The 13,184-nt window shown below is 71.7% G+C and carries 14 protein-coding genes; all 14 read right to left on the bottom strand.

Translation table 11 applies throughout. From position 1 onward, the window contains the following. Positions 1-29 precede the first annotated feature (29 nt). Positions 30-713, bottom strand: a complete 684-nt coding sequence (locus tag ACFUN8_RS09760; protein ID WP_383634021.1) for a class I SAM-dependent methyltransferase — start codon at positions 711-713, stop codon at positions 30-32. Between the two features lie 113 nt (positions 714-826). Further along, positions 827-1,885 (bottom strand): hypothetical protein, encoded by a 1,059-nt coding sequence (locus tag ACFUN8_RS09755; RefSeq protein ID WP_383634018.1) that lies wholly within the window; start codon positions 1,883-1,885, stop codon positions 827-829. 18 nt (positions 1,886-1,903) lie between these two features. Beyond that, positions 1,904-3,157 (bottom strand): cytochrome P450, encoded by a 1,254-nt coding sequence (locus tag ACFUN8_RS09750; RefSeq protein ID WP_383634016.1) that lies wholly within the window; start codon positions 3,155-3,157, stop codon positions 1,904-1,906. Between the two features lie 68 nt (positions 3,158-3,225). After that, positions 3,226-4,593 carry a cytochrome P450 gene (locus ACFUN8_RS09745; RefSeq protein WP_383634014.1) on the bottom strand — a complete coding sequence of 456 codons (1,368 nt, stop codon included), beginning with the start codon at positions 4,591-4,593 and terminating at the stop codon, positions 3,226-3,228. Further along, positions 4,590-5,195 (bottom strand): ATP/GTP-binding protein, encoded by a 606-nt coding sequence (locus tag ACFUN8_RS09740; RefSeq protein ID WP_383634012.1) that lies wholly within the window; start codon positions 5,193-5,195, stop codon positions 4,590-4,592. Before ACFUN8_RS09740 ends, ACFUN8_RS09745 begins: the two co-directional genes overlap by 4 nt. Next, complete coding sequence (locus ACFUN8_RS09735; protein ID WP_383634010.1) at positions 5,173-5,550, bottom strand: DUF742 domain-containing protein; 378 nt, start codon at positions 5,548-5,550, stop codon at positions 5,173-5,175. The genes ACFUN8_RS09740 and ACFUN8_RS09735 overlap by 23 nt, the downstream gene beginning before the upstream one ends. After that, positions 5,547-5,954, bottom strand: coding sequence for a roadblock/LC7 domain-containing protein (locus ACFUN8_RS09730; protein ID WP_382572598.1), 408 nt, complete (start codon positions 5,952-5,954; stop codon positions 5,547-5,549). The genes ACFUN8_RS09735 and ACFUN8_RS09730 overlap by 4 nt, the downstream gene beginning before the upstream one ends. A gap of 2 nt (positions 5,955-5,956) precedes the next feature. Further along, the gene (locus ACFUN8_RS09725; RefSeq protein WP_383634007.1) at positions 5,957-7,648 is read right to left on the bottom strand and encodes an ATP-binding protein; all 1,692 of its coding nucleotides are present in this window, start codon (positions 7,646-7,648) and stop codon (positions 5,957-5,959) included. A gap of 239 nt (positions 7,649-7,887) precedes the next feature. Further along, complete coding sequence (locus ACFUN8_RS09720; RefSeq protein WP_383634067.1) at positions 7,888-8,268, bottom strand: DUF6221 family protein; 381 nt, start codon at positions 8,266-8,268, stop codon at positions 7,888-7,890. A gap of 138 nt (positions 8,269-8,406) precedes the next feature. Further along, the gene (locus ACFUN8_RS09715; RefSeq protein WP_383634005.1) at positions 8,407-9,309 is read right to left on the bottom strand and encodes a CopD family protein; all 903 of its coding nucleotides are present in this window, start codon (positions 9,307-9,309) and stop codon (positions 8,407-8,409) included. A 339-nt stretch (positions 9,310-9,648) separates the two neighbouring features. Beyond that, positions 9,649-9,864 carry an EF-hand domain-containing protein gene (locus tag ACFUN8_RS09710; protein WP_383634003.1) on the bottom strand — a complete coding sequence of 72 codons (216 nt, stop codon included), beginning with the start codon at positions 9,862-9,864 and terminating at the stop codon, positions 9,649-9,651. 154 nt (positions 9,865-10,018) lie between these two features. Further along, positions 10,019-10,528: an ATP-binding protein gene (locus ACFUN8_RS09705; RefSeq protein WP_383634001.1), complete on the bottom strand. Its 510-nt coding sequence runs from the start codon at positions 10,526-10,528 to the stop codon at positions 10,019-10,021. Between the two features lie 293 nt (positions 10,529-10,821). Beyond that, positions 10,822-11,592, bottom strand: coding sequence for an enoyl-CoA hydratase/isomerase family protein (locus ACFUN8_RS09700; protein WP_383633999.1), 771 nt, complete (start codon positions 11,590-11,592; stop codon positions 10,822-10,824). 149 nt (positions 11,593-11,741) lie between these two features. Further along, entirely contained in the window at positions 11,742-12,986 is a 1,245-nt protein-coding gene (locus tag ACFUN8_RS09695) for an Ig-like domain-containing protein (RefSeq protein ID WP_383633997.1), read from the bottom strand. Positions 12,987-13,184 lie beyond the last annotated feature (198 nt).

Genomic DNA, 13,184 nt, shown 5'->3' with positions numbered 1-13,184 from the left:
CGTCGACCACGTACGCATGATGATCCTTCTTACCGCCTCGGGTCGGCCGACCTGGTCCTGGCCGCCAGCACCAGGGGCGTCGGGCCGCCGGACTCGGCGAACCGTTCCGGCGTCAGGCCCGCGTCCAGGAAGGCGTGCAGCAGCTCGGGCAGCGGACGGTGCGTCGCGCCGACCTTGTCGCGCAGGCCCTGGTCCGTCCAGGAGTCCGTCGTCCAGTGGCCGTCGAGATAGCCGGGCCGGACGACGACCACGTCCGGGTCGCCGCGGTCGGCGAAGCCTCCGCAGAAGCAGGGGTGGACGCCGATGTGCACGAACACCCCGCCGGGGCGCAGCACCCGGGCCACCTCGCGGAGCACGGCCGGGTAGCCGGGCATGTCGGTGTGCACCATCACGGCGAGGACCGCGGGGACCGATCCGTCGCGGAACGGGAGCCGCTCGGCGTCGGCGCGCGCCACCGGCAGCCGGCCGCGCGCGTGGCGCAGCATGCCGGCCGCGAGGTCCACGCCGACGGGCGTCCGGCCCAGCTCCCGGACGCGGGCGGCGTGGACGCCGGTGCCGCAGCCGATCTCCAGGCAGGGGCCGGTGCCCTCGCCGAGCAGGTCGGTGATGAGGTCGCCGAGTCCGAGCGGGTCCGCGTGCCCGGTGTCGCTCGCCCCGAGGAACTCGTGCTCGTACCAGTCCGCGATCTCGTCGTACGCCGCCGTCTTCGCCATGGGGTCGCCCTTCCGGTCCGCTGCCGCCGCGGTGTGTTCCGCCTCGCGCACTGCCTTATCTGCCCCGGCGGCGGGCCCGGACCGCGCGTTCCGCCCCGGGCTGAAACGGGCTGTCAGCGGCGGCGCGGGCGCAGTCCCGTCGCCTTCAGCCGGAGGGTGTCCGCGGTGTCCAGGGCGCGCCGGGTGCCTCTGCCGTAGACCAGGGCCAGGACGCCGATTCCCGCCGCGCCGAGCGCGAACGGCTCCCCCATCGGCGGCAGTTGGAGGAAGGCGATGGCGGCGACGCCGAGGAGCGTCAGCACGGTCGCCGTGATCAGCCGGACCGCTCCCCGGTCGCGCACGGGCCGGACGCCGTCGAGCCTGTCCTGGTCCAGGAGGGCCCCTACGCGGCCCTCCGCGTACCGGTCGGCGATCGTCAGCAGCAGCCGCGCGAGATCGGTGAGGGCGGCGCGCGGTTCGCTGTCGAGGCGTGCCTCGGTCTCGCGCAGGACGGCGACGACCTGGCCGGCGTGCCGTTTCAGGCCGCGGCGGCGGCGCGAGCGCCAGGGGATGGTGCCGCGCGTCGCGTGCGCGTTCTGGAGGACCTTCGTGACCTCCCGGAGGTGCACCCCGACGCGGGCCCGCTCCGTCACCTGCCGCTGACCGCCCGCCCCGTGCGCGGTGGCGCACGCCCGCACGGCTCGCACCAGCACGTACACGGGCGCGTAGCGGCGTACGACCACCACGGGGCCGCCACCCGCCCACGGCGGGCCGAGCAGCGGCATCAGGAGCAGCGAGAACGCGACGACGGTGCCGGCCAGCAGGGCGAACACCGCCGCGGACACGAGGACGGCGAGGACGATCACCACCGGAGTGTCCAGGCCGTACGGCAGGACGCCCACCCACGAGTCGATCGCGGCGACGACGGGGCCCGGACTCTCCGGTCCGACCAGCTCCGTCAGGAGGTCGCCCCAGCCGGACACCACCGGGCGGATCAGCAGCAGGGCCGCGAGACAGGACGCGGCTCTCCACCGCAGGGCGGCGCGCCGGTAGCGCTGCCGCGCGCGTAGGGCGACCTGTATCCGCGTCGATATCGGCGCGTCGATGCCCAGTCGATCGAGATCGTCGCGAAGTCGTGTCGCGTCAGGGGCGGTTACGTGCTTCCGCCCCCGCCCGCACTCTGTCCACGTCATGTGACGAGCATGTCACTGTCAGGCTCGGAGGCGTACCGGAAGCGTGGCGGAGCTGTTGGAGAACAGCGAGGGCACGGGGATCAGGTCGTCGGGGTCGACGGCCAGTGTCAGCTCCGGGTAGCGCTTGAACACCGCCGGTATGGCCAGCGCCGCTTCGAGCCTGGCGAGCGGGGCGCCGAGGCAGAAGTGCGGGCCGTGGCTGAAGGCCAGGTGCTTGCGCTGTTCCCTGGTGATGTCGAACTCGTCGGCGGCTGCGCCGTGTTGGGCCTTGTCGCGGCCGACGGCGCTGTAAGGGGCCATGATCGCCTCCCCCTTGGGGATGCGTACGCCCGCGATCTCGACGTCCTCCAGGGGGTACCGGAAGGGGAAGTTGCCGATCGGCGCGTCCCAGCGCAGGGTCTCCTCGACCACGTTCGCCCAGACCGCCTCGTCGCCCTGTTCGGCGACGGTGCGCTGGTCGGGGTGGGTGAGCAGGGCGCGTACCGCGTTGGTGATCAGGCCGAGTGTGGTCTCCTGCCCGGCGGCGAGCATCAGCAGGAGCGTGCCGACCAGTTCCTCCTCGCTGAGCGAGTCGGGGTCCGCGTCGCGGGCGGCGATGAGCGCGCTGGTCAGGTCGTCACCGGGGTGCTTGCGGCAGTTGTCGACGACCCGGGCGAGCAGTTGGTACTGCTCGATCTGACTGGCCATCACATCGTCCGGTCCCAGGTCGGAGCGGAAGATGTTGTCCATCAACTCCTTGAGCCGGGGCCGCTCGTGCTCGGGGACGCCGAACAGTTCGCAGATCACCTGCATCGGCACCGGGTGGGCGAAGTGGCGGCGGAGGTCGACGCTGCCGTCGGGGTCCGCGTGCGAAGGCAGCGCGTCCAGCAGGTCGGTGACGATCCGTTCGATACGGGGGCGCAGCTCCTGGACCCGGCGGGGCGTGAAGGTCTGGGTGACCAACTTCCGCAGCCTGCGGTGTTCCTGGCCGTCCGAGGTGACCATGTTGGTGACCTTCACCATGCCGATGAGCGGCCAGCCGTCGGATATCTCGCCGCGCAGGATGGCGTTCCAGTTGCGCCAGTCCTTGCTGAAGCGCGGGTCGGCGATCAGGTCGTTCAGCAGGGCGTGGTCGGTCACCGACCACGCCATGACGTCGCCGGGCAGTTTGATACGGACCACGGGACCGAGTTCACGGAGCCGGGCCGCTTCGCCGTGGTGGTCGTTGCCGTGCGGGTCGAGGGTGACGACCGGTATCTCCGCCTCGGAGGAGGGTGCCGCTTGCAGGGTCATGTTGCTTCTCCAGAACTCGGTCTCGGGTGTGCGGATCTCTGGGAAGTTCCGTCCGTCCTCGGTCCGCGTCAAGCCGTTCGGGACCGGCTCCGGCCGGTACGGATCGGAATGCGCGCCGCCGAGAACCGCGCGGGGAGGGCGACGGGGATGCGCGTCCAGGGTGAGGGGCGCCACGTCACCTCCTCGGCGGGGACGGCGAGTTTCATGTCCGGCAGCAGGTTCAGCGCGGTGTTCACGGCGGTACGGGTGATGAGCCGCGCCGGTACCTGCGCCGGGCAGACGTGCGGTCCGGCCGAGAAGGCGAGGTGGGCGCGGTTGCCCGGCTCCTCGTCGCCCTCGTCGGGACGGATCGCCGGGTCGTCGTTGGCGGCGGCGTGCCCGAGGATGAGGCAGTCGCCGCGCTGGATGAACCGGCCGCCCAACTCGGTGTCGTGCAGGGCGTACCGGGCCGGCATGTTGTTCATCGGAGGGTCGCGCCAGAGCGCCTGGTCGAGCGCGTCGTCCACTCCGAGCCGGCCGCCGTGCAGGCGGGCGGCGAACCGCGGGTCCGTGAGCATCAGGCGCAGCGTGTGCGCGATCCACGCGGTGACGGTCTCGTTGCCCGCGGAGATCATCACCACGATCGACTGGAGGCGCTCGGCCTCGTTGAGGAGGTTCGGGTGGTTGATGAAGACCGTCGTCATGTCGTCGGTCGGGTTGCGCTGCCGCTCGCGCACCGTGTCGAGGAGGATCTCCTCGAAGTGGCGGTTGCCGGCCTGCGAGTCGTCGGCGCTGCCGAACAGGGCGATGAGCGCGTCCAGCAACTCCCGTCCCTCGATGGCGTCCAGGCCGAACAGCGAGGCGAGGGAGAGCATCGGCACGATCGTGGCGTACTCGTTCACCAGATCCGCGCTGCCGCGCTCGGAGAACTTCGCGATCAGGTCGGTGCAGATCTCTTCGACATGGCGGCGTACCTTGCGCTGGTCGATCTTGGCGATGCCGTCGTCGAGCGGCTTGCGCAGCCGCCGGTGCTCGGGGCCGTCGGACCCGATGACACTGGCGCGCCAGCCCATCATCGGCAGCAGGCCCGAGTCGGCCGCGACGACGCCGTCGTACATGTGGCGCCACTTGCGGCCGTCGCGGGAGTAGATCTGCTCCTGGCGCGTGATGGTCAGCAGCTCGCGGTAGCCCATCACGAGCCAGGCGGGGACGCCCGGTTCGAGTTCCACCTTGGCCACGTTGCCCCACTCGGCGCGGAGTCGGCGGTAGACGGCGCGGGGGTCGGGCGCGCCGACGGCGGCGGACAGCGGGAGGAGCCCCGTACCGCCGCCGTGGGGACGGTGCGCCGGGCACTGCGGTGGGGGTGCCGGCTCGGAGGCATCCGGCTCGGCGTCGGCGGGAAAGGCGGAGGCGGGCTCGGACGCGGGTACGGCGGCGGGCTGTGGGGCGGAACTCATGAGGTGGTCTCCGGGGTACGTGCCGAGCTCGCCGACACGTACTCGACGAGGCTGATCAGGGCGTCGACGGATGACGCGTGGTCGCGCGCGTCGCACATCATCACCGGCGTCTCGGGCAACAGGTCGAGCGCGCCGCGCAGTTCGTCCGCGCCGTACCGCTCGCTGTCGGGGAAATGGTTCACGGCGACCGCGAACGGCAGTCCGCGCAGCTCCAGTTGTTCGAGGACGTCGAAGCTGTCCTCCAGCCTCCGGGTGTCCACGATGACGAGGACGCCGAGCGCGCCCTCCGCCAGCCCCTCCCACAGATCCCAGAAGCGGCGCTGTCCGGGTGTCCCGAACAGGTACATCACGAGGCGGGAGTTGAGGGTGATCCGGCCGAAGTCCATGGCGACGGTGGTCGTGGTCTTCGTACTCATGCCGGCCAGGTCGTCCACGCCGACACTGGCCTGCGTCATGACCTCCTCGGTGCGCAGCGGTTCGATCTCGCTGACCGAGCCGACCAACGTGGTCTTCCCGACGCCGAACGCGCCCACGACGAGAATCTTGACGGCCTGCTGGACAGTGTCGGGCAAGTAGCGGTCAGCGGAGCCGACGGAGACCATCCAGTACCTCCTGGAGGAGTTGCGGGTCGGGCAGGGCGGCCTTGGGCACACCGGAACGGGCGGAGAGATGACCGCTGTCGACGAGATCGGACGCCAGCACCTTCACCAGGCTGACCGGCAGTTCGAGGTGGGCGGCCGCCTCCACGAGGGACAGCAGCCGCTCGCACATCCGCACCAGGGCGCGTTCTTCCCTGGTCGCCGAGACCGGCAGGGCACGTGGAGGGCTGATCGCCACGAGGAGGGTCTCAATACTTATGGTGTTGCGGGTCGGCCGGGAGCGCCCCTTGGTGATCACGTACGGACGCAGCGCACTGGCGTGGGCGTGTTCGTCGTACGGCTCTCCCGGCCCACTCATACGGAGTCCTGCCGCGGCGGACTGCTCAGGTTCCCCGCCCCGATCTTGATCACCTGCGCCTGCATCTGCCGGGCGACGAGCTTCGGGTCCACCACGGGGCCGGTCACGACCGCGAGATGGGCTCCGTTGGCGCTGCGCATGAAGAGGAAACCGCCGTTGAACTCCACCATCTGCTGGTGGACGACCCCGCCGTCCTCGCCGAACTCCTTGCCGAGGCTGCGGCCGAGGGACTGCAGACCGGAGCAACTGGCCGACAGGCGCTCGGCGGAGTCGCGGTCCATGCCCTCGGAACTGGCCAGCAGCAGTCCGTCGGCACTGAAGACGATCACTCGCTCGACCCCCGGTACGACGGCGACCTCGGCGATCATCCAGCTGCGCTGCTCCGGGTTCTCCACGTAGCTCATACTCACGTCTGTCCTTCTGGGGGGAGGGGGTTGGCGGAGGAAGACGGGCCGGGCCGGCCCTCGTCGGTGGTGGAGTCCGCGGCGGTGGACGCGTCCGGGGGCGGCAGGGTCCGGCCGCCCTCGAAGAACTGCTCCATCCAGTCGCCGGCCTCTTCCGGTGTGCCGGGTGGGGTGACGGCGGTGGGGGCGGGCTCCACGGCCTCGGCGCCGGGCGCGTACTCGTCGCGCCGCGAACGGCGCTGCGGGAGCCGTCGGCCGGTGCGCGGCGGGGCGGGGGCGGACGCCGGAGGGGGGATCACCGGTGCGGGGGCGGGGAGTTCGGCGGGGACTTCGACGGCGGGCGGGGTTGGGGCCTGGGCCTGGTCCGGTTCGGAGGGCGCGAGGGCCGCCTCGGGTGCCGTCGGCGCCGCGTCGTGCGGCGTCTCGCCGGGCGCCGTATCCTGCCGCGTCTCCCGCTGCGGGGCGGGCGCGGGCGCGGGAACCTCCGGGACGGGCTGCGTGGCGGGCAGAACCCGCCCCTTCGGCGTACCGGCGGGCGCGAGCGTTTCCAGTACGTCCACCGGCACCAGGACCACGGCCCGGACACCGCCGTACGGCGAGGGCCCGAGGTCGACCTGGAAGCCGTGCCGTTCGGCGAAACGGCCCACGACCGCGAGGCCGGTCTGCGGGATCTCGCCCACGTCGCCGACGCCGAGGAGCCGCCGGCCCGAGACGATCTCGCGCGCCTCGGCGAGCCGGTACTCGTCCAGGCCGAGGCCGCCGTCGTCCACCTCGATGACCGCGCCGCGCTGCACCGTACGGACCGTGACGGGCACGCCCGTCTTCGGCGGGGAGTACTCCGTCGCGTTGGCGAGGAGTTCGGCCATGAGGTGGATCAGCGGTTCCACGACGGACGGGGTGACGCCCACGTCGGGGTCCCCGCTGACCTCGACGCGCTTGAAGGCGACGATACGGCCGGACGCGGCGCGCACGACGTCCACCAGCGCGAGCGGTCGCTGCCACTGCTGGCCGGGCCACTCGCCGCAGAGCACCTTGAGGCTCTGCGCGTGCCGGGCCTGCTGGGTCGCCGCGTGGTCCACCAGCATGGTGGTCTCCAGCAGGTCCGCGTCGCCCGGGTAGCGGTCGGCCAGACCGGTCACGGTCGCCTGGATCCGGTGCGCCGACGTCTGCACGCGGCTCGCCAGCTCGACCAGCGAGAGCCGCTGCGACTCCTCGCGGTCGTCTGCCGCCTCGGTGACGGCGGTCAGCAGCCGGTCGAGCCACTCGGCGACGCCCGCACCCAACTCCTCGGTGCTGTGGTGCGGTTGCGGGATCTCGGTGCGGGCGAGCGCGGCGGGCAGTCGCTTCGTGACGGTGAACTCGACCTCCGAGCGCACCAGTTCGCCTCGGCCCCGCACGTAGCTGTGCCAGTGGGCCTCGCGGCTGCCCGACTCGGCCCGTACGCGCTCGACCTCGGCCCGCAGTTCGGCCGCGTCCGACGCGGCGTCACGGTCCCGTCTGCGCAGGGAGTCCAGCAGCACGAGGACCAGCAGGGCGGCCGCGCCGTACGCCACCGCCGCCCCGATGTGCGTCCCGGCCAGCGGAACCACGCCCGCGGCGAAGGTGAGAAGGGCCAGCAGTTGCGCGACCGGCCACAGGCGCCGTGTCCCGCGGGCCTGCGGCGCGGATACGGGGGCGGCGGGAGATCGGACCATGGGAAACCTTCGAGTTGGCTGAAGTCGATGTCCGGCGGTGAGTCGGCCGCGGCGGCTCGTGGCTGAGCAGGTACGCGGGCGACTCGTCAACTACCCCCGTGCCGGACATTGTTGAGTGATCGTATATCCGATCGGCATACAGGACGGTCACTTCTCGAACACGGGCGGTGACATGCCCGTTCCGCACCGCGAACCCCACCGGCGCGGCCCGTACGGACCGCCGCTCCGGGGCCGCCCGGCTACTGCGCGAACCGCGGCAGCCACTTCGCCTGGTAGTCGGCGTGCCCGGCGTGCTCGGCCGCCATCTGCCGGACGACGAAGCCCAGTCCCACGGCGCGGCCGGAGGGGAAGTCGTGCTCGGGCCGGTCGACGTCCAGGTGCGCGACCTCCGCGTACTCGCCCAGAAGCACCCTGCTCGTCTCGATACGGCGCAGCGTGCGGGCCGGGTCCTGGAGGGCGATGTGGCGGTCGTACCCGTGCGTCCGCACGCTGAACGAGATCCCGCCGGAGCGGTCGTGAACCTCGCCCGGCGCCTCGGGCGGGCACCGCCAGCGCTCCCCGCCGGCCGCCCGCGCGACCTGCTCCTCCTCGTCCAGGCGTGCCCGAACAAAGGCCAGCATGTTCGTGTTGTCTGCTTTCACGTTCCGGATCCCTCGCCCTGCTGCTTCTCTCGTACCGGTCCACGTCTTCCACGTCTTCCAACAGAGGATGCCGCACCGAGGTAGCGGCCGGCACACGCTCCGTCCCGCTCCCCCCGCTCAGCGCGTGCTGAGCCAGTGCGGATCGGGGACGACCGTGAGGACGGCGGAGAGCAGCACCACGGCGGCCAGCACGGCGAGTTCGACGCGGGCCGCCACGTGCGCGTCGCGGCTGCGCAGGAGACGCCGGCGCGCGGCCAGGGCGAGCGCGCTCGCCACCGCGACGAGGACGAGCTTGGCGATCAGGACGCGGCCGTACGCCGACGTCACCACCACGTCGGCGGGCAGCCGGCGCAGCGTGGACAGGGTCCCGGTGGCGGCCAGCACGACCAGCAGCCAGACGGCGCCGCGCGCGTAGCGGGTCAGCACGGCGCGGGCGTCCGCCGGAATGGCGCGCCGCAGCCACATGGTGCGCAGGACGTGGCAGAGGCCGCCGGCCCACAGGGACGCGGCGGTCAGATGGACGACGGTGAGGGCGGTGCCCCACTCCGGGGTGTACGGCTCCGGGTGGGCGCGCAGCGCCTCCGCGAGGATGACGCCGGCGAGCGCGACGAGCGCCCAGCGGGGGCGGCCGAGGGCGACGCAGCCTGCGGCGAGCAGGAAGCCGTTGGCCATGACGAGCCGCAGGCCGCCCTCGCGGGTGCCGTACGTCGCCGGGAGGTCGAGGTCGCTGACCACCGCGAGGACCACGATCTGCCCGGCGGACGCCGCGGCTCCGGCGAGCGCGGCGGGGAGCGCCAGGGAGCGGGGCAGCGGGCCGGTGCGGGCGAGTGCGGCGCCGGCCAGTTCACCGAGGTGCAGCGCGAGCGCGGTGAAGACCCCGGCGCGCAGGAGGGAGGTGGTGCCGGCGGCGGGTATGCGCAGCTCGCCGGTGCCGCGCGAGGCGAGGCCCGCGCCGTACAGCACGACGAGCAGCGCGAGCAGGGCGCCGCCGACGCCGACGGCTCTGGCACGTGTCGGCATCCTCGCCCCCTCCCACGCGGTGGCCGGTCCGTTGTCGGTCGCCGGACGGGCCTTTCGGGTCCGTCCGGCGACCGAGAACAAGCGCGACCCATGGACCCTGGCGACCACCGGGCCCTGGGCCGTGTCTGACGAATCCCGCCCGGCGCGCGATGCCCGGACGCCCGCTGCCCCCGTAGCCCTTCGGGCACGGGAGGTGTCCCCTGCGTTGTCGTCAGTCGCCCACGTACGGCCGGGTCATGGGCAACGCCGGTCCTCCGCCTTGCGATCGCACGCGCCGACGAGACACCGGTGGGGCGCGCCGCGCCCTGCGGGCGGACGGCGCTGTGCGTCGGACGCGGCTCAGCGCTGTGCGCGGGACGCCAGGAATTCCTCGAAGGTCAGGAGCCCGTCGTTGTTGGAGTCGTGGGCGTTGATCACGGCCTGGGCGACGGTCTCCGTCACATGGAAGTCGCCGAGCTGCGCCATCGCGCTCTTGTACTCCGACGCCGTGATCAGCCCGTCGCTGTTCGCGTCGAAACGGTCGAACGCCTTGCGCGCCTCTTCGTTGTCCGCCACTGCTTCCGCCCCTTCTTGTGCCCTACTGACAGGGTCAGATTATCGGCACGCCGGTGCCTGCTCGGCGGCAGCCCGGCGAAGGCTCCGGGGCGGGGTTCAGGGCCTGGTTCGGGACGGGATTCAGAGCCGGGTTGACGGCCTGATCACGGCCTGATCACGGATGGCGGTCGGAGACCCGCATCTCGAACCACGTCGTCTTGCCGCGCGGCAGCAGATCCACGCCCCACCGGTCGGAGAGCTTGTCCACCAGGAACAGCCCCCGCCCGCTGGTGTCCATCTCGCGCACCGGCAGCAGGCACGGCAGGCCCCGGGAGGGGTCCCTGACCTCCACGCGGATCCAGCCGCGGCGGCGCAGCATCCGCAGGCCGAAGACGCGGGCGCCGGTGTGCCGTACGGCGTTGCCGACGAGTTCGGAGACGAGCAGCACCGCGTGCTCGGCCATCTGCGGGGTCAGCGCCCACTGCCGTAACACCACGATATGGGTGAGCCTGCGCGCGGCGAGGGCGGATTCGGGGCGGGAGGGCAGCCGGACTTCCCCTTCCGTCGGGTTGCCGAACAGTTCGAGCACGCCGCGCGCCTGTTCGTCCTCGACGGCCGGAGTCAATCGCGTAGCGGTCGCGTCGCCGCCGTGCCGCGGTTGTTCCACACCCTCAAGGCCCGCCATGCGTCCATCATGGCTGCCCAGGCGGGCCCTCGGGGGCGTTCCGGGGGAATCCGCACCCCCGAACGACCCACCCCCCTGGACGGGTTTGGCATATGACCATGGCAGGAAGCCGACTCTCTTACCCATCCTGATCTGCGATAACACGTCACGCACGGGTGATCACCTGATGTGATCGACCGCTCCGCCTTAAGCTTGCTTTAAGGCGGAGCTGAGCCGGGCACGAGGTTGACGCACACGCTTCCGTTGTCCAACCGGGGTGGCGCGCAACCGGATCGTGCTCAACCGGGCCGTGCTCAGAGGAACTTGGCCTTGCCCGGCCCGTCCTCGACGAAGCTGCGCATGCCGCGCTCGCGGTCCTCGGTGGCGAACAGGCCCGCGAACCAGTTGCGTTCGAGCGCGAGACCCGTCTCCAGATCCGTCTCCAGGCCGGCGTCCACGGTCTCCTTCGCCGCCCGCAGCGCCAGGGCGGGTCCCCGGGCGAGCCGCGAGGCCCACGCGTGCGCCTGCTCGTACACCTCCTCCGCCGGTACGACGCGGTCCACGAGCCCCAGCGCGAGCGCCTCGGGCGCCTTCACCTGACGGCCGGTGAAGATGAGGTCCTTGGCCTTGGAGGGGCCGATCAGCCGGGCGAGGCGCTGGGTGCCGCCCGCGCCCGGGATCAGGCCGAGCAGGATCTCGGGCTGGCCGAGCTTCGCGTTGTCGGCGGCGATCCGGAAGTCGGCGCACAGCGCCAACTCGCAGCCGCCTCCCAGCGCGTAGCCGGTGACGGCGGCGACCACGGGCTTGGGGATCCGCGCCACGGCCGTGAACGACTCCTGGAGTGCCCGGGAGCGTACGACCATCGCCGCGTGGTCCATGTCGCGCATCTCCTTGATGTCCGCGCCGGCGGCGAACACCTTCTCGCCGCCGTAGAGGATCACGGCCCTGACGTCGTCGCGGCGGCCGGCCTCGGCGGCGAGTTCACGGAGCCGGTCCTGGATCGCGATGTTCAGCGCGTTCATGGGCGGGCGGTCGAGCCTGATGGTGCCGACGCCGCCGGAGACTTCGAGATTCACAGATGACATACGAGGCAGATTAGGTCCTGTCCGGGACCGGCGGCCCGTCGCCCGTGACCCACGACCCGTGACCCACGACCTGCGACCTGCGCCCAGGAGCGCGGAAGGGCCCGGCGCCCCTGGTGGGGGTGCGCCGGGCCCTCGGGATCCGTCGTGGACTACTTCGTCCACTCGGCCCAGGACATGTTCCAGCCGTTGAGGCCGTTGTCCGGGGCGATGTTCTTGTCGTTGGAGTTCTTCACGATCACCACGTCGCCGATGATCGACTGGTCGTAGAACCAGGCGGACGGCATGTTCTTGTCGTAGCCGCCCCGGACGTCGCGCAGTCCGACGCACCCGTGGCTGACGTTGGCCGAGCCGAACGTCCCCGCGGACGCCCAGTAGTTGCCGTGGATGAAGGTGCCCGACGTGGACAGCCGCATCGCGTGCGGCACGTCCTTGATGTCGTACTCACCGCCGAAGCCCACCGTGGCGCCGTTCATCCGCGTCACCTTGTGCTTCTCGCTGATGACCATCTGCCCGTTGTACGTCGTGGTCGACGGGGCGCCGGCCGTGATGTTGACCTTCTTGATCTCCTTGCCGTCCTTGACGACCTTCATCGTCTTGGCCTTGGCGTCCACCGTGGAGACCATGGAGCGGCCGATGGTGAACTTCACCGTCTTGGACTGCTCGCCGTACACGCCGGGCCGTCCCTCGACGCCGTCGAGGTTGAGCTCCACGGTGACCTTCGTGCCGGCGGCCCAGTACTTCTCGGGGCGGAAGTCCAGCCGGTCGTTGCCGAACCAGTGGCCCTCGACGGGGACCGACGGCTCGGCGGTCACCTTGACGGCCTTCTCCACTGCCTCGGGATCGGTGATCCCCCGGGTGAAGTTGAGCGAGACCGGCATGCCGACGCCGACCGTCGAGCCGTCCTCGGGCGTGTAGTGACCGATGAAGGTGTTCTTCGGTACGAGGGTGGTGAACGTGGTGTCCTTCGCCGACACCCGGCCCTCGGAGTCCTTGGCTATCGCGTGGACCATGTACTTGGTGGCACCGGCCAGATGCCGGGCCGGCTCCCAGGCCGTGCCGTCGGCGGCTATCTTGCCGTCGACCGCGTTGCCCTTGCCGTCCTCGACGGTGACGGTCGTCAACTTGCCCTTGCTCGCGCTTATCTTGAGCGCGCCGCTCGTCGCGACCGACTTCGCGCCGTCCTTGGGAGCGACCGTGACGACGGCCTGGGAGGCGGCGTTCTCGACCTTCCCGCTGTCCTTCTCGCCCTTCCCGTCACCGCCCGCGCCGGAATCGCCGCCTCCGCCGCATGCCGTCACGAAAAGCAACAGGCTCCCCAGCGCGAACGCCGTCAGTCCTCTGCCCCGTCCGCGGCCGGCTTTCGCCGATGCCCCCGATATCGGCTGCCCGTTCAATGGTCGTCTCCCCTCACACGGCCGGGTCCCACCACGGCCTCTGGAGCCAGGTGCGAACAACGCACGACCGGGCTCCACACCCCCGCGCGCTTTGCTCGCGCGCACGGCGCTAGACAATCACACCGCGAGCCGTCCCGGACTCCCCGGGATTGTCACTGTTCCGTTCCAACGTCCGGCGGAATCGGGGACGGTCACGCA

The organism is Streptomyces sp. NPDC057307 (assembly GCF_042667665.1).
GTDB lineage: Bacteria > Actinomycetota > Actinomycetes > Streptomycetales > Streptomycetaceae > Streptomyces.
The sequence above is the reverse complement of the archived record's forward strand: the minus strand, read 5'-3'. Positions and strand labels throughout refer to the sequence as shown.